Below are 16,781 nucleotides of genomic sequence, written 5' to 3' on the forward strand. Positions count from 1 at the left end.
TTAGCTTAAAAAGCCGTCGCCAGCTTGAATCCGTCATTCCCGCGAAAGCGGGAGTGACGTTCATACGTCGCGGGAATGACGTCGACAGGGTGGCGCTTGAGTCAGGCCCCCGCCTTTTCTTTCTCCCGCTTCTTCCGCTGCTCCTCCTGCCACTGGTGATACCGCTCGATATGCTGCTCCCTGCGCAGCACCTTCGAATGCGGATCCAGCGTATAGCTCACCCCTTCCGGCAGCTCGACACTCCCCTTGCCATCCGCCATCGGCACGCTGAGCACACGGTCGCCGACCCTGACCTCGACCGGCATCGGGAAGGGCGTGTTCTTTTCCGTCTTCCATGCCAGCTGCAGGCTGTTGCCGCTGCGCGTGGCCTGCAGCTCCGGCAATTCCTTCTGGTACAGGTAGGCCTGGAAGAACCATTCCAGGTCGCGTCCGCTCACGCGCTTGACGATGGCCATGAATTCCGGCGTCGTGCCGTAGCGCGGGGCGAAATTTCCGGGGCGCGGGTCGGGGGTGCCGTAGACCTCTTCGCGCACGGCCTGGAAGAAGGCCCGGTCGCCGATCAGGCCGCGCAAGGTGTGCATGACCAGCGATCCCTTGTTGTAGATGTCCTGGCCGGGGCCGCCGCGCTTGGTGTCGTAGACGTCTTCTTCCAGCCGTGGCTTGCCGGATACGATGGGCGCCTTGTTCTCGATCATGCCGCGCTGGTGCATCAGGGAGGCGAAGTATTCGAGGTCGCCGCGCAGGTACTGCATGTAGAGCGGCTGCATATAGCTGCCCAGTCCCTCGTGCAGCCACATATCGTCCCAGTTGGCGTTGGTTAGCTGGTTGCCGAACCATTCGTGGGCGAATTCGTGCTGCAGCAGTTCGTCGTAGCCATAGGCCGTCTTCGCGTACTTGTTGCCGTAGGCATTGATGGTCTGGTGTTCCATGCCCTTGTGCGGGGTCTCCACCACGCCCATCTTTTCGTCGCCGAAGGGGTAGGGGCCGATGGTGCTCTCGAAGAAGTCCAGCATCGGCGCGAATTCGGCGAACAGTTCCTTCGCGCCTTTCTCGTTCTGCGGCAGATACCACATGCGTAGCGGAATCACGTTGCCGTAGCGGCTCCGGTATTCGCCCGACAGCACCTGGTAGGGCGCGACGTTGATCGAGATGCCGTAGGTGCTCGGATTCTTCGTGCGCCAGTGCCAGGTGCGCCAGCCGTCCGCCTCGTCCATGCCCATGGCGATGCCGTTGCCGGCCGCGACCAGCGGGCTCGGCACCGTGATGTGTTCGTCGACCAGCTTGGGCTTGCCGGTCGGGTGGTCGATGCAGGGCCAGAACAGGTCGCAGCCTTCGCCCTGCACGGCGCTCGCCACCCAGGGCTTGCCGTCCGGCGTCTTCGACCAGACAAAGCCGCCGTCCCAGGGCGCGCGCTTGGCCACGTGAGGCTGGCCGTGATAGCGCACACTCACGACTGCCTGCTTGCCGGGCTGCAGGGTCTGCGGCAGGTCGATGGTCAGCTTGCCTTCCGGGTTGCGCCAGCTGGCAGCAGGCAGCGGCTGGCCGTCGACGTCGATGGCGTCGATCGGCAGGTTGCGGTCCAGGTCGAGCTCGATGCTATGGAGCGGCGCGCGGGTGCCGAAGGTGAGCGTGACGTCGCCACGGATGCTGCGGGTGTCCGGCTCGATGCGCAGCTTGAGGTCGGCCTTGTCGAACTCGAGGGCTTGCTGGGCTTCGCTGCGGGGAGCGCCGGAACCGGTGCTGTATTCGGTCAGGAAAGGCTGCGGGGTCACGCAGCCCGCCAGCAGCGCGCTTGCGCCGACGATGGCGATTTTTTTCATGTTCTGCGGCGTTTGCCGTCTCTAGTTATGATCCCGGGAAATTTATCACAGAGCCCAGGCGAGGTCTGTATTAACGGGAGGCCGCCCATTGCGCGCCGCTCTAGCCGCGTCTGGTGAATACTTCGGTCGAGGAGGACCTTATCTTATGAACGGCAAACTGAATCTCGACATCGCCCGCACCGCCCTGGTGCAGATCGACTTGCAGAACTTTAATGTGAATCGGGAACTGGCGCCGCACCCGGCCGAGCGTGTGGTGGGCAATTGCGTGCTGCTGTCGAGCGAGATGCGCGACCGCGGCGGCATGGTGATCTTCGTGCGCGTGCAGTTGGACGAGCTGCGCCTGCCGCCTGCCGACAATCCGATGTTCAAGCCCGGTACGCCGGCACCGCCGCCGGAAGCATCGTATATGGCGGAGTCGGCCCAGGTGCAGGCACAGGACCACGTGGTGACCAAGCGCCAGTGGGGCGCCTTCTACGGCACCGAGCTCGACCAGCTGTTGCGCCGGCGCGGCATCAAGACCATCATCATGACGGGCATCGCCACCAACTATGGTGTCGAGTCGACCGCCCGCGCGGCTTTCGACCGCGGCTACGAACTGGTTTTCGTGGAAGATGCGATGAGCAGCGGGAACGCGGAAGCGCACAAGAATTGCTGCGAGAACGTGTTCCGTAACATGGGCAGGGTGCGCTCGACCCGTGAACTCATCGACGCGCTGCAGGCCGGCACCGGCGACGCGTAAGCATCACCGGCGCCTGCTTATAGCTTATTTGCGAGTAGCGGTTGCCTGGCCGTTCTGCGCCTGGGCGTTGGCCTGGGCATTCGCCTGGGCCTGGGCGCGGGCCTGTTCGCGCTCCTGTTTCTTGGCCATGTGATGGCCCACGGCGCAGCCCACGGCCGCGCCGGCCAGGTGGTGCTTGCCGAGGAAGTGGCCGCCGACGGCACCGGCGGCCGCGCCTTTCAGGCAGCTGGGCTTGGCGTAGGCGGCACCGGTCGAGGCCAGCGACAGCAGGAGGGATACGGCGATGAGTTTGGCTTTCATGATTATCTCCGGTAGCGGGTTGGTGATGCTAGCCTAGGCCTGGCGAACTGGACCGACTGTTCGCCATTCAACGGAAACAACGTTATCGGCGCCGCCGCGGTTGACCGCGGCAGGCGCCGGCCGCATCAGGCAGAGCGGGCGATCTCAGCCGTGATCTCGTAGGAACGCAGGCGCGCCGCGTGGTCGAAGATCTGCGAGGTGATCATCAGCTCGTCCGCGCCGGTGCGCTCCACGAAGGCCCTCAGTTGGGCGGCGACGGTGCCGGGCGCGCCGATGGCCGAGCACGACAGCACCGAATCGAGCATCGACCGCTCCGGCGGGCTCAGCAGATCCAGATAGCCTTCGACCGGCGGCTTCAGTTTGGTCGGGCGGCCGCTGCGCAGGTTGATGAAGGCCTGCTGCATCGAGGTCGCGCGGAAATGGGCTTCGGCGTCGGTGTCGGCGGCGAACACGTTAAAGCCGAGCATGACGTAGGGCTTGTCGAGCTGGGCCGAGGGACGGAAAGTGGCGCGGTAGAGCTCGATCGCCTGCATCATCATCTGCGGCGCGAAGTGGGAGGCGAAGGCATACGGCAGGCCGAGGGCCGCCGCCAGCTGGGCGCCGAACAGGCTGGAACCGAGGATCCAGACCGGCACGTCGAGGCCGGCGCCGGGCACCGCGCGGACCTGGCGGCGCGGCGAGTCGGCAAAGTAATCCATCAGCTCCACCACGTCCTGCGGGAACTCGTCGGCATCCGACGCCAGGTTGCGGCGCAGCGCGCGCGCCGTGGTGTGGTCGGAGCCGGGGGCGCGGCCCAGGCCGAGGTCGATACGGCCGGGGAACAGCGAGGCGAGGGTGCCGAACTGTTCGGCGATCACGAGCGGAGCATGGTTCGGCAGCATGATGCCGCCGGCGCCGATGCGGATCGTCGAGGTGCCGTTGGCAACATGGCACATCAGGACGGAGGTCGCCGCACTGGCGATGCCCGGCATGCCGTGGTGTTCGGCAAGCCAGAAGCGGTGGTAGCCCCAGCGCTCGCCATGCTGGGCAAGGTCGAGCGAGTTGCGGAAGGAATCGGAAGCGGTGCCGCCCTCAACGATGGGGGCAAGGTCGAGTATCGAGAGAGGAATCATGGGGGCATGATACGCCGATCGGATTTTTTTCGTGCGGAGGCACCGCGCTTGACCCCGCCTGGAGGCCTGCCTATGATGCATTGGTTCAATTTCGCCAACGACAGTAAACATGCCCCGCCCAGCCTTCCTCCCGTCCCGCCGCTCCCTGTTCGCCGCCGCCTGTGTCGCCCTGCTGCTCACGGGCTGCGCGCATGGCCGTCTCGACAACCCCGCCATCCCGCAAGTCGACGCCGCCATGCAGGAAGCCATCGTCGCCCACAAGCTGCCGGGCGCGGTGGTCCACATCGAGCATGACGGTGCGGTCTATGAACGGGCCTATGGACGCCTGAGCTACGAAGCCGATGCGCGTCCCGTCGAGACCTCCACGGTGTACGACGCCGCCTCGCTGAGCAAGGTGCTGTCCACCGCGCCTTCGGTGCTGAAGCTGGCGGAAGAGGGCAAGATCGACCTCGACGCGAAATTGAGCAGCTACTTTCCGGAATGCGCGAACGGCGGCAAGGAAGCCATCACGATCCGCCACCTGCTGACCCATAGCTCGGGCCTGCCGGCCGGGTTGCCGGCCAAGCCGGCCTGGCACGGCGATGCGGCCGCCCACGCCCTGGCCTGCGGCCAGGTGGTGACGCATCCGCCCGGCACGTTCTTCCGCTACTCGGACATCAACTACATCCTGCTGGGCCAGCTGGTGCAGAAGGTGTCCGGCATGCCGCTCGATGAATTCGCGCGCACCCGCATCTTCGCGCCGCTGAAGATGGTCGACACCGGTTACCTGCCGCTGCGCCGCATGGGCACTGGCGGCGCCGCGCTGATCGCGCCGACCCAGAAGGGCGCGGACGGCGCCGGTTCGGCCCACGGCGACCTCGCGCCCGGCCAGCTGCTGCAGGGTGTGGTGCACGACCCGACCGCGCGCCGCATGGATGGCGTGGCCGGCTCGGCCGGCGTGTTCACCACCGCCCGCGACGTTGCGCGCTATGCCCGCATGCTGCTGCGCGGCGGCGAGCTGGACGGTGTGCGCATCCTCAGCCCGGAAAGCGTTCGCCTGATGACCACGGCGCAGTCGCCAGGCGGCATCGAGGCGCTGCGCGGTCTCGGCATGGACATCAATTCGCCCTACGCGGTGCGTCCGCGCGGCACCGTGTTCCCGGTGGGCAGCTATGGCCATACGGGCTTTACGGGTTGCGTGCTGTGGATCGACCCGGGCTCGCGCACCTTCTATGTGCTGCTGTCGAACCGGGTCTACCCCGACGACAAGAGCAATGTGCTGGAACTTTATACCAGGCTGGGCACGCTCGCGGCGCAGGCCGCAAGCCCCTGATATGGATGCTATCCGGGACAAAAACGCATCAACGTGTCGCTTTTTTGCCGCTGATTTTTTGCCGTGCGGCTAACGCGCGCACGCTTTGCCGCGACCGTTCTAAACTGCGAACCCTCAATTTATCTTGTTGATATTGTTGAGCTTTTTGCCCCAAATCCATTAGGAGAGCGACATGAAAATGAATAAGTTACTGAAAGGCCTGCTGGGAGCTTCCGTTGCGATGGCGATGTTCGGTGCCGTGAGCGCTCAGGCGCAAACGAGCGGCAGCTCTTCGACCACCGGCGGCACCAGCGCCACTGCGCAGTCCGACCAGGCAACCGGCACTTCGTCGACCCACAAGAAGTCCAGCAAAAAGAAACATTCGCGCAAACATGGCAGCAGCGCGGGCTCGAGCAGCAGCGGTATGACCGGTTCGGGCGGCTCCAGTTCGAGTAAGGGCATGGACAGCAGCAGCGGCTCCTCGAGCAGCGGCAGCATGGGTACCGGCAGCTCGGGCTCGTCCGGCAGCATGGGCACCGGCACTTCGGGCTCGTCCGGCACCAGCGGCAGCATGGGCACCGGCAACTCGGGCTCGTCGGGCACCAGCGGCAGCATGGGCACCGGCAACTCGGGCTCGTCGGGCACCAGCGGCAGCATGGGCACCGGCAGCTCGGGTTCGTCGGGCACCAGCGGCAGCATGGGTACCGGAACCGGCACCGGCACCACCGGCACCGGCACCAGCTCGTCCGGCATGAGCGGCACCGGCTCGGGTTCCGGCAGCGGCACCAGCGCCACCGGCACGACCGGCACCGGCACCACCGGCACGGGCACCAGCACCACCAGCGGCGGCACCAGCGGCACCGGTGGCCGCGGTTACTGATCGTTCAGCCGGTTCGCCGGCGCCCTGAACAACACCAGCTTGCGGGCTGGTGTTTTTCTTGGTGTTTAGTGTTGTTTAAGGAAGGCGGCTACCTGCGGATGGACCGCCGCCGGATCCTCGACCACCGGCAGGTGTCCCAGTCCCGGCAGCGAGACGAACTGCGCCTGCGGGATCGCATGCTGCACGTCGGCGTGTTCGGCATAGGGCACCGTCTTGTCGGCGTCGCCCCATACCAGCAGCACCGGCAGGCCCTTCTTGCCCACCTTCTCGAAATCCGGCAGCGAGGATTCGTTCGACAGATGGCGGATGGTCGACAGGATCGCGCGTCCGAAGCCGTCGTAGCGCATCTGCGGCTGGAAGCGCTCGGCCCAGCCGGCCACGTGTTCCGGATGCGCGAAGTCCTCGAGCTGGCTGGTGGCCAGCGAGGGCAGGAACCATGCGCGCGTCAGCCATTCGCCGACACCCGGCCAGGCCATCACGCTGATGTCGTGCGCCCGCGTGAGGGGCGCCACCAGCACCACGCTGCGCACCCGTTCCGGATGCTCGGCGGCGAAGCGTCCGACGATCGCGCCGCCCATCGACAGCCCGAGCAGGTCGGCCTTCGGCACCTGCAGGGTGTCCATCAGTTCCAGCAATTGGTCGGCGAACAGCCGGCGGTCGTAGTCGACCTTCGGCCGGTCGCTCCAGCCGCGCCCGTACAGGTCGAAGCGGATCACCCTGAAGCCGGCGGCCGCCAGGTCCGCGCTGGTCCTGTCGAACACATAGCTGGGCACCGAAAAGCCGTGCACCAGCACCACCGGACGTCCCTGTTCGGGGCCGGCGATGCGCACGTGGACGATCCCGTGCGACAAGCTGACGAACTGCCCGGGCGCCTGGCGCCGCGCGTCGGCGTCGAGCGGGCCGTGCTCCATATTGCGTGCGAGGGGAATGGCGACGAGTACGGCGGCGGCAACGGCGCCCACGGCAAGCAGGATCTTGCGCAGGCGGCGTTTCGGTGTCGGGGCGGGAGCAGCGGTCATGGTGGCATCATGCGGATGGGCAATACCGCTTATTGCACACCAGACCGCGGTCTTTCGTCAATCGTTGGACAGCATCGAGCCGGTTTCGCGGTAGCGGGTGTGCCAGGAATAGGCTTTCTCCAGCACGTGCGGGGTCTGGCCGCCGCGCTGCCGGGCCTCGAGCACGTACTCGCGCAGCATGGTCTTGTAGGGTTCGGCCGTGCAGTGTTCGATGATCGCATCGGCGCGCTCGCGCGGCGCCAGGCCGCGCAGGTCGGCCAGTCCCAGTTCGGTGACGATGATGTCGACGTCGTGCTCGCTGTGGTCGACGTGGGTCACCATCGGCACGATCGAGGACACGCGGCCGCCCTTGGCGATCGACTTGGTGGCGAAGATCGACAGGTAGGCGTTGCGCGCGAAGTCGCCGGAGCCGCCGATGCCGTTCATCATGTGGGTGCCGCTCACGTGGGTCGAGTTGATGTTGCCGTAGATGTCGGCTTCCAGCGCGGTATTGATCGCGATGATGCCGAGGCGCCGGATCACTTCCGGATGGTTCGACACTTCCTGCGGGCGCAGCACCAGGCGGTCGCGGTAGCGGTCGAAGTCGCGGAACACCTGGGCGCTCTTTTCCGGCGACAGGGTGATCGAAGAGCCGGAGGCGAATTCGAGCTTGCCGGAATCGAACAGGTCGAAGGTCGAATCCTGCAGCACCTCCGAATACATGGTGAGGTCGTGGAAGGGGCTGTTGACGAAGCCGGCCAGCACCGCGTTGGCGATGGTGCCGATGCCGGCCTGCAGCGGCAGCAGGCTGGCGCTCAGGCGTCCGGCGACGATTTCGTCCTCGAAGAAGCGCACCAGGTGGGCGGCGATGGCGGCGGTCTCTTCGTCGGGCGGCAGCACCGAGGAGGTGCTGTCCGGCTGGTCGGTGATCACGATGGCGACGATCTTCTCCGGCGGGATCTCGATGAAGGGCGTGCCGGCGCGCTGCTCGACCGACATGATCGGGATCGGCTCGCGCATCGGCCGCTTTTTGGGAATCCAGATGTCGTGCAGGCCTTCGAGGCCGGTGGTCTGGGCCAGGTTGATCTCGACGATGACCTTGTCGGCCAGGATCGCGAAGCTGGCGCTGTTGCCGACCGAGGTGGTGGGGACGATCGCGCCCGTCTCCGTGATCGCCACCGCCTCGACCACCGCGATGTCGACCGGCTTGATGTGGCGGCTGCGCAGCTGTTCGACGGTTTCGGACAGGTGCTGGTCGATGTACATCACCTCGCCGCGGTTGATGGCGGCGCGCAGCACCGGATCGACCTGGAAGGGCATGCGGCGCGAGAGGGCGCCGGCTTCGGTGAGCAGTTTATCCGTATCGTTGCCGAGCGAGGCGCCGGTCAGCAGGGTGATCTTCAGCGGCTCGTGGCGGGCGCGTTCGGCCAGCGCGGCAGGGACCAGCTTGACGTCGCCGGCGCGGGTGAAGCCGCTCATGCCGACGGTCATGCCGTCCTTGATCCAGCTTGCTGCTTCGGCAGCGCCGGTGACGCGATTGCGCAGCTTGGCGCAGCGGATACGATCCAGGTATTCAGTCTTCATGTTTCTAGCTGAGCCGGTAGTCGACCGGCAGTAGGGGTGGGGGAAGCGTGGTGTCGCCCAGCGCGCTGCGCAGGTCGATCTCGATGGTGCGGCAGATGGCGTCGAGCGGCAGGTCGTGGTCGGAGGTGCCGAAGGGTTCCTCGATCTCGTCGCCGAGGGCATCCAGCCCGAAGAAGGTGTAGGCGACCAGCAGCGTCACCAGCGGGGTCAGGTCGCCGATCGCGTCGACCAGGCCGAAGGGCAGCAGGACGCAGTAGAGGTAGGCGGTGCGGTGCAGCAGCAGGCTGTAGGAAAACGGAATCGGCGTACCGTGGATGCGTTCGCAGGCGGCGGCCACGCCGGTCATCGCCGACAGGGTGGCGTCGATGCCCGGCGCCAGGCAGGGATCGAGGCGGCGCTCGCGCAAACATTGTCCGAGGTCGGCGCCCATCTCCAGCATCAGCGCGTGCGGCAGGTTGGGCAGGTCGCGCACGCGTTCCCATTCCTGGGGCGCGATCCACGGCTCGATATCGGCTGCGGGGTCGCTGCGCCGCAGGCGGTGGCGCAGCGCATGCGCGAAGGCGATCGCACGCCGGATCATGCGTTCCCGCGAGGCGGCGTCAGGCGTGTCGCCCGGCGCGATCAGCGACAGGCACTGGCGCGCCAGGCTGCGGCTGCGCAGGACCAGTTCGCCCCATTGCTTGCGGCCTTCCCAGTAGCGGTCGTAGGCGGCGTTGTTGCGGAAACCGAGGAAGATCGCGAGGGGCAGGCCCATCAGCGTGAAGGGGATCGCACCGATGGCGATCTTGTGGCCCCACAGCGTGCCATGGGTCCAGGTGACGGCGATTGCCAGCAGGGCGGTGACGAGCAGGCTTTTCCAGATGTTCGGCATCACCGAACCGCGCATCACCAGGAACAGGCGCAGGGCGGAAGGGCGGTCGCGGACGATCATGCCTGCCCCGTTCCGCGCTGCGGCTGCGGGGTGAAGGTGGGATCGGTCTGCTGCATCGTCGGATGTGAAACTGCTTGAGTTGCCTTCATTGTGCAACGGACGCGAAAACGCCTGCGTCCGGTTGAAATGGCCTTGCACCATTCTGATACTGCCGCGCGGAAATGACTAATTACGATTCTTGATGCCTGCCATGCAGTTGATGAATGGTGCGGCGCAGCGTAGCGGGCTCAGCCAATGCGTGCGGACTGGCTCGCCTGCCACCTGCGCAGTCCGGCGATCGCTTCTTCCTTGCTCTTGGCTTCGATCTCGATCCACGGCGCGCGCGCATAGGCCGCCGGCATCGTCGAGATCAGGTCCGCATGCTGGCGGTCGTTGAAGCTTTCGCGTCCGTTCGAGATGTGGACCATCTGGTGCTCAGGATCCGGCCAGGTGGCGCGCGCCTTTTCCAGCATCGCGGCCACGCTCGGATCGTCGTAGCTGGACAGCTTTTCGCTGACGATGTGGTGGTGGGCATCGAACACCATCGGCACGCCGCTGCGCACGCAGACCTCGTGGATCTGCTCAGCGCTGTAGGCGTATTCGTCGTTCTCCAGGCACAGGCGCGAGCGGATCGCATCGGGCAGGCCGGCGATGCGTTCGACCAGGGCGTCGCTGCGATTGCCCTTGCCGCCGTGGATCTCGAGCACGGCCCAGGGCGAGCGCGGCTGCTCCAGCAGGTCCATGATGTCGGCGTGCATCTGCAGGATCTTGACGCTGTTGGCCACCACCTCGGGCGAATCGGAGCTCAGCACCACGAACTGGTCCGGATGCATCACCAGGCGCAGCCCCATCCCGGTGGCGCGGCGGCCGGTACGGGACAGGCTGGGCGCCAGCTCGCGCATCACTTCGCGGCCGACGTCTTCGTCGAAGAAGGGGAAGATCGAGGACGGCAGGCGGTACAGCCGGATGCCTTCGCGCTTGCAGTACTGCAGGGCGCCATCGAGGGTCCGGATGTTGTCGCGGTAGATCCCGTCGAGCAGCTTGCGCTGGCCGGCGTCGGACTGCTCCAGCAGGCGCTTGCGCGTGACGGTGCGGTAGCGGATGTCCTTCGACACGGTAATGCAGACCAAACCAAGCTCAGAAACCATGACACGCCGGTATCGTTGATGGGCAGACCATGTTCCAAGGATTCGCCAGCACCGTCAAACCCGTTCCGTGCCGCAACCCCAAATTCGGGGTCAGAGCACATTTCCCCCAAAATTCGGGGTCAGAGCACATTTTTGGGCAATTGCTGTTCGGTATGGCCGCGCCAACACAAAGGGGCTCGGCGAAGGAGGCCCAGGCGCAACCATCGCCAGTCTTTCACTGCAGCCATTTCTACAAAAAGTGCTCTGACCCCGAATTGGGGCGGAAATGTGCTCTGACCCCGAATTTAGAATTAGAGGAGGGGTAGGGTCGCGCTTCGGCTGCCTGATCCGTACATCGGGAAGCAAGCCGGTATGATTCATGTACCGACCTTGGACACTCAATATGGGTCCCTGCTTTCGCGGGGACGGCGGACGAACATGCAAAAATTCCTCATCCTTTCAGGCCTCATCCTCCTGGCCGCCGGCCTCGCCTGGCCCTGGCTGCGCCGCCTGCCGTTCGGCCGCCTCCCCGGCGACATCCATATCGTCCGCGAAGGCTTCAGCTTCAGCTTCCCCATCGTCACCTGCCTCATCATCTCGCTCGTCGTCTCGCTGCTGCTGTGGTTCTTCCGCCGCTGAGCGGCGCTTCTTCTCCCTCCCTGGCCGCCTTCCTTGCCGGCGCGTGCGCGTGTCGAAAAATCAACACGCGTATTCGCGATAGCAAGATTTGACAAACATGGCCAAGAAATCAACGACACAATGCGCCCCATACGAAGACGAGAGACGCTGCAGCGTCCGCCGAATTCGACACTGGCAGCTTCACGTTGAGACATAGTTTTGGAGACGAAGACATGAACGAGTCGAAGGCAGGGAAGGCGATCGCACGCACCGCGATCGCGAGCGCGGTATCGGTGCTGGTGATGGGGATGGCGGCGCAGGCGCAGGCCCAGGAGCAGGACGCTAGTGTCGGCGAGGCGCAGACGGTGATCGTGACCGGCGTGCGCGCCGCGCTCGAGCAGTCGCTGCGCCAGAAGCGCAACGCCGATTCGGTGGTCGAGGTGGTGACGGCCGAGGACATCGGCAAGATGCCCGACAAGAACGTGGCCGATGCCATCCAGCGCCTGCCCGGCGTGAATACCCAGTCCTCGGCCGGCGGCGAGGGCGGCTTCGGCGAGAACGACCGTGTCAGCCTGCGCGGCACCAGCCCCAGCCTGCAGCAGACCCTGTTCAACGGCCATGCGATCAGTACCGGCGACTGGTTCGTGCTGAACCAGATCGGCGGCAACGTCGGCCGCTCCAGCAGCTTCTCGCTGCTGCCCTCGGAACTGGTCGGCTCCATCGTCGTGCAGAAGAGCGCGACCGCCGACCTGGTCGAAGGCGGCGTCTCCGGCGCCATCAACGTGATCACCCGCCGTCCGCTCGACTTCCGCCAGCCGCTGACCGTCGAAGCCTCGATCCAGGCCAACTACAACGACCTGTCGAAGAAGACCGAACCACAGGTGTCGGCCCTGGTGAGCTGGAAGAATCCGGCGAATAACTTCGGCGTGCTGCTGCAGGGCTTTTCGGAGAAGCAGAGCGTGCGCCGCGACGGCCAGGAAGTGCTGGGTTACACCCCGATCAGCGCGACTAGCGCCGCCGCCGTCGCCAATCCGGCGCTGGCCGGCATAGCGGTGCCGACCTTCATCGGCGCCGCCCTGTTCGAACAGAAGAAGAAGCGCGAAGGCGGCGCCTTCGACATCGAGGCCAAGCCCTCGCGCGACTTCGGCATCGACCTGAACGGCTTCTATTCGAAGCTGCAGGCGCCGCACCAGAACACCAACTGGCTGGCCGCGCCGGCGAACTCGATCAACAGCAGCGGCCTGATTCCGCAGAACCCGGTGATCCGCAATAACACCCTGGTCGGCGCCGCTTTTGTGAGCAATTCGGGCGAGGTCGACAACATCTACCGCCCGAACGCCGGCGGCGAATCCTGGTACCTCGACCTGAACGGCCGCTGGCGCCCGACCGACGCCCTGAGCTTTACCGGCCGCATCGGCAAGACCCACGGCATCGGCTACGACCGCGACGACGTCTACTACCAGAACAACGTCGACGGCGGCATGGTCTATGCGCTCAACGGCCTGACCCCGGCCACCGTCAGCTACCCGGGCGGGAATACCGCGAAGCCCGGCTCGACCGCCTGGGCCGGCGGCGGCGAGGCGCAGTCGGTGGACCAGGAAAAGTATGCGCAGATCGACGGCGAACTGCGCGTGCGCGACAATGCGTGGGTGAACGGTGTGCGCTTCGGCGCCCGCTTCACGGACCACAACCGCACCGCCGAGCACCCGCTCGAGACCCGTCCGGGGCCGAACGGCTTCAGCAATCCGGGTCCGGTCTGGAACGGCAGCATGTACCCGTCCGACTTCGGCAAGGACCTGGGCGGCACGGTCTTCAACGGCTACTTCAAGTACGACGGTCCGGCCCTCGGCGCCTGGGGTGCGGTGCCGGGCAACCGCCTGCTGGACTACACCCTGCGCCACAACTGGCTGGACGAATTCCGCGTCGCCGAGAAGACCGCGGCCCTGTACGGCATGGCCGAATTCGGCGGCGACGGCTGGAGCGGCAATGCCGGCCTGCGCGCGGTCGAGACCCGCCAGACCACGGTCGTGAACCTGCCGGGCGGTACGGCGCCGATCACCGGCTCGGCCTTCGGTCCCTATACCCCGACCACCTTCAAGCGCACCTACCGCGACTACCTGCCGAGCGTGAACCTGAAGTTCGACGTGCGCCCCGACCTGGTGGTGCGCGGCGCGATCGCCAAGACCGTGGCCCGGCCGGACTACAGCGCGCTGGGCGGCTCGGTGTCGCTGAACGACGATGCCCTGTCCGGCAGCGGCGGCAACGTCAACCTCGACCCGGTGCGTTCGACCAACTTCGACCTCTCGGCCGAATGGTATTTCGCACCGAAGGCGATGCTGTCGGCCGGCCTGTTCTACATGGACTTCGGCTCCATCGTGGCCCAGGGCACCAGCACCGGCAGCTATTACAACAACAAGCGCGGCGTGTTCACCGATTACCAGATCACCTCGCCGTACAACACCGGTGCCAAGAACAAGGGCGTGGAGCTGAGCTGGCAGCAGCCGCTGATGAACAACTTCGGCTTCCTGGCCAACTACACGTACGCGGACGGCGAACTGGATGACGGCGGCGAGATGCTGAACTCCTCGAAGAACACCTGGAACCTGACCGGTTTCTACGAGAACGAGCGTTTCAGCGCGCGCCTGGCCTACAGCTACCGCTCGGCGTACAAGGCGGGCGTGGACCGCGGCGCCAGCCAGCACGTCGACAGCATGCCCTCGCTGGCGGGATCCGTGAACGTCAAGCTGACCGAGCACCTGACCTTGACCTTCGACGCGCTGAACCTCACCAACGAGACCATCAAGATGTATGCGGAGAACAAGGACCGCCCGCGCGCCTTCTACTCGAATGGCCGCACCTTCTATCTCGGCCTGCGCGGCAAGCTGTAATCACATGGCAGTCGTGGGTATCAGCTGGGAATGCCTGTCCAACCTGGTGGGAGATGAAGCCTTCTCCGCCAGGCTGGTACTGCGCAACACATCGCATGCGCCGATCGCGGCGGGATGGTCGGTGTACTTCAACACCTGCCGCCGCGTGCTGGCGAACACGGTCGATGCGGGCTACCGCATCGACCACCTGAACGGCGACCTGTTCCGCCTGCGCTCGAGCAGTGAAGCCGACTGCGGCGAGGCGGACTGGCTGCCCGGCCAGGCGCTGGAAATCGGCTACGTGGCCCAGTTCTGGGCCATCAGCGTGACCGACGCGCCGCTCGGCTTTTACCTGATCGAGGCCGACGGCCGTGTCAGCGACCTGGGCGATCCCGAGATCCTGCCCTTTGCGCGGTCCGAGCAGCTGCACCGCAACGCGCGCGACCTGCTGCCGCCCGCCGACGCGGCCTGGCGCTACCGCGACAACGCCGACCTCTACCTGCTGCCGCGCGAGGCGGTCGGCCGCATCACGCCGAAGCCGCTGCACGCGCGCTTCAATGGCGGATGCTGCACGCTCGCCGCCGGGTCCGCGCTCGCCGCGGCCGAAGGCCTGGCCGGCGAGGAAGCCTTCCTGCGCGGGCTGCTGGCCGGCCTGCCGCCGGGCGCGGGCGCGCGCATCGAGCTGGCCGTCGCCGAGGTCGATGCGCCGGGGCCGGAAGCCTATCTGGTCGAAATCGGCGCCGGCTCCGTGCTGGTGCGCGGGGCCAGCGCCCACGGCGTGTTCAACGGCATCCAGACCCTGGCCCAGCTGCTCGAAGCCGACGGCACGCTGCCCTGCGGACGGGTGCTGGACGCGCCGCGCTTCGGCTACCGCGGCATGATGCTGGACGTGGCGCGCCACTTCTCGTCCAGGGAAACGGTGCTGCGCCTGCTCGACTGCATGGCCTGCTACAAGCTGAACAAGCTGCACCTGCACCTGACCGACGACGAAGGCTGGCGCCTGCAGATCGATGCGCTGCCCGAGCTGACCGCGCTCGGCTCGAAGCGCGGCGTCGCCGCAGACGGGCAGAGTCTCCCACCGTCCTTCGGTTCCGGCGCCGACGTCGGCACCTCGGCCGGCACCGGCTATTACGATGCCGCCGACTTCATCGCCATCCTGCGTTATGCGCAGGCGCGCCACATCGAGGTGATCCCGGAGTTCAATATGCCGGGCCATGCGCGCGCAGCCGTGCTGGCGATGCGCGCGCGCCACGACCGCCTGCGCGCGGCCGGCGATATCGAGGGCGCCGAGCGCTATCTGCTGAGCGATCCGGATGACGCCTCGCGCTACGAATCGGTGCAGATGTGGCGCGACAACGTGATCTGCATCGCGCGGCCCTCCGTGGACCGTTTCATCGATACCGTGGTCGCCCATGTGGCGGCGCTGTACCGCCGGGCCGGGGTGCCGCTGCGCGCTGTGCACACGGGCGGCGACGAGGTGCCGCTGGGCGCCTGGCTCGGCTCGCCCGTCTGCCAGGCCCTGATGCGCGAGCGCGGCTGGAACGATGTCGGCCAGCTGCATGCGGACTTCGTCGAACGCTGCCGCGCGATCCTGGCCAGGCACGGCCTGGCCTTCGCCGGCTGGGAGGAGACGGCGCTGAAGCACGGCGCGGCCACGGCCGGGGGCTGCGCGCCGGCCCAGCACGAGAATACCCAGGCGGTGGAGGGCGCCCCGCTGCCGCTGCCCAAGCCCGGCTTCGACGGGCCGGGCTTCCAGGTCTATGCCTGGAACAATGCCTGGGGCTCGGGCAAGGAAGACGTGGCCTACCGCCTGGCCAACGCCGGCTACGACGTGGTGCTGGCGAATGCCGCCAACCTCTACTTCGACCTGGCCTATGCGAAGGACCCGCAGGAACCGGGCTATTACTGGGCCGGCTTCGTCGAGACCCGCCATGCCTTCGTATTCTGCCCGCTGGAGATGATCGCCAGCGCCGCCAGCGATCCGATGGGGCGCGTGCTGCCGCCCGAGCGGCTGGCCGCGATGGCGCGCTTATCAAGCGAAGGGCGCTCCCGCATCATCGGGCTGCAGGGCCAGCTGTGGGGCGAGAACGCGCGTTCGCGCGCCCGCATCGAGTATTTGGCGGCGCCGCGCATGGTGGCGCTGGCGGAGCGGGCCTGGGCGCCCGATCCCGGCTGGGGCGGGATCGGCAATCCGCAGGCGCGCGCCGCCGCCATCGAATCGGACTGGAACGAGTTCGCCAACCGCCTCGGCCAGCGCGAACTGCCGCGCCTGGACCGTGCTCCTCTGGCCTACGGCTACCGCCTGCCGCCGCCGGGCGTGCTGTACGACGGCCGGACCATCCGCGCGAATGTCGCCCTGCCGGGCCTGGCCCTGCATTACACTCTGGACGGCAGCGAGCCGGACGCGGCCAGCCCGCGCTACACGGGCCCGGTGCAGCCCGGCCAACAGGACCGGGTGTTCAAGGTGAGGACCTTCGACACCCGCGGACGCGGCAGCCGCACCGTCACCATCGAACTGGAACCGGGTTAAATAAT

General features: G+C 66.6%; 13 protein-coding genes. 5 read left to right on the forward strand and 8 right to left on the reverse strand.

Features of this window, described 5'->3' with window-relative positions; translation table 11 throughout:
* Positions 1-101 precede the first annotated feature (101 nt).
* Complete coding sequence (locus AC1DOP_RS19140; RefSeq protein WP_441935036.1) at positions 102-1,820, reverse strand: M1 family metallopeptidase; 1,719 nt, start codon at positions 1,818-1,820, stop codon at positions 102-104.
* A 145-nt stretch (positions 1,821-1,965) separates the two neighbouring features.
* On the opposite strand from AC1DOP_RS19140, the gene AC1DOP_RS19145 reads away from it, so the two are divergent.
* Positions 1,966-2,559 (forward strand): isochorismatase family protein, encoded by a 594-nt coding sequence (locus AC1DOP_RS19145; protein ID WP_477252806.1) that lies wholly within the window; start codon positions 1,966-1,968, stop codon positions 2,557-2,559.
* A 24-nt stretch (positions 2,560-2,583) separates the two neighbouring features.
* Here the strand turns inward: AC1DOP_RS19145 and AC1DOP_RS19150 are convergent, their stop codons facing one another.
* On the reverse strand, positions 2,584-2,859 hold the full coding sequence (locus tag AC1DOP_RS19150) for a hypothetical protein (RefSeq protein WP_477252808.1): 276 nt from the start codon (positions 2,857-2,859) through the stop codon (positions 2,584-2,586).
* Positions 2,860-2,984: 125 nt separating this feature from the next.
* Complete coding sequence (locus AC1DOP_RS19155; protein WP_441935039.1) at positions 2,985-3,971, reverse strand: LLM class flavin-dependent oxidoreductase; 987 nt, start codon at positions 3,969-3,971, stop codon at positions 2,985-2,987.
* A gap of 109 nt (positions 3,972-4,080) precedes the next feature.
* Between AC1DOP_RS19155 and AC1DOP_RS19160 the strand changes: the two genes are divergently transcribed.
* Complete coding sequence (locus AC1DOP_RS19160; protein WP_477252811.1) at positions 4,081-5,283, forward strand: serine hydrolase domain-containing protein; 1,203 nt, start codon at positions 4,081-4,083, stop codon at positions 5,281-5,283.
* 246 nt (positions 5,284-5,529) lie between these two features.
* Here AC1DOP_RS19160 and AC1DOP_RS19165 read toward each other — a convergent pair whose 3' ends face one another.
* The 5 genes from AC1DOP_RS19165 to uvsE all read right to left on the reverse strand — a co-directional run bounded on the left by AC1DOP_RS19165 (position 5,530) and on the right by uvsE (position 10,782).
* Complete coding sequence (locus AC1DOP_RS19165) at positions 5,530-6,123, reverse strand: hypothetical protein (protein WP_477252813.1); 594 nt, start codon at positions 6,121-6,123, stop codon at positions 5,530-5,532.
* An 84-nt stretch (positions 6,124-6,207) separates the two neighbouring features.
* Positions 6,208-7,161: an alpha/beta fold hydrolase gene (locus tag AC1DOP_RS19170; protein WP_441935042.1), complete on the reverse strand. Its 954-nt coding sequence runs from the start codon at positions 7,159-7,161 to the stop codon at positions 6,208-6,210.
* A gap of 57 nt (positions 7,162-7,218) precedes the next feature.
* Complete coding sequence (locus tag AC1DOP_RS19175; RefSeq protein WP_441935043.1) at positions 7,219-8,724, reverse strand: acetyl-CoA hydrolase/transferase family protein; 1,506 nt, start codon at positions 8,722-8,724, stop codon at positions 7,219-7,221.
* A gap of 4 nt (positions 8,725-8,728) precedes the next feature.
* Complete coding sequence (locus AC1DOP_RS19180; RefSeq protein ID WP_441935044.1) at positions 8,729-9,655, reverse strand: bestrophin family protein; 927 nt, start codon at positions 9,653-9,655, stop codon at positions 8,729-8,731.
* A 227-nt stretch (positions 9,656-9,882) separates the two neighbouring features.
* Positions 9,883-10,782, reverse strand: a complete 900-nt coding sequence (uvsE, locus tag AC1DOP_RS19185) for a UV DNA damage repair endonuclease UvsE (RefSeq protein ID WP_477252816.1) — start codon at positions 10,780-10,782, stop codon at positions 9,883-9,885.
* Positions 10,783-11,199: 417 nt separating this feature from the next.
* On the opposite strand from uvsE, the gene AC1DOP_RS19190 reads away from it, so the two are divergent.
* The 3 genes from AC1DOP_RS19190 to AC1DOP_RS19200 all read left to right on the forward strand — a co-directional run bounded on the left by AC1DOP_RS19190 (position 11,200) and on the right by AC1DOP_RS19200 (position 16,776).
* A complete protein-coding gene (locus AC1DOP_RS19190) occupies positions 11,200-11,400 on the forward strand; it encodes a DUF2905 domain-containing protein (RefSeq protein WP_477252818.1) in 201 nt (66 codons plus the stop codon).
* A 212-nt stretch (positions 11,401-11,612) separates the two neighbouring features.
* Positions 11,613-14,267, forward strand: a complete 2,655-nt coding sequence (locus AC1DOP_RS19195; protein WP_477252820.1) for a TonB-dependent receptor — start codon at positions 11,613-11,615, stop codon at positions 14,265-14,267.
* Between the two features lie 4 nt (positions 14,268-14,271).
* Positions 14,272-16,776, forward strand: a complete 2,505-nt coding sequence (locus tag AC1DOP_RS19200; RefSeq protein ID WP_477252822.1) for a family 20 glycosylhydrolase — start codon at positions 14,272-14,274, stop codon at positions 16,774-16,776.
* Positions 16,777-16,781 lie beyond the last annotated feature (5 nt).

The organism is Massilia sp. 01N410 (assembly GCF_056399665.1).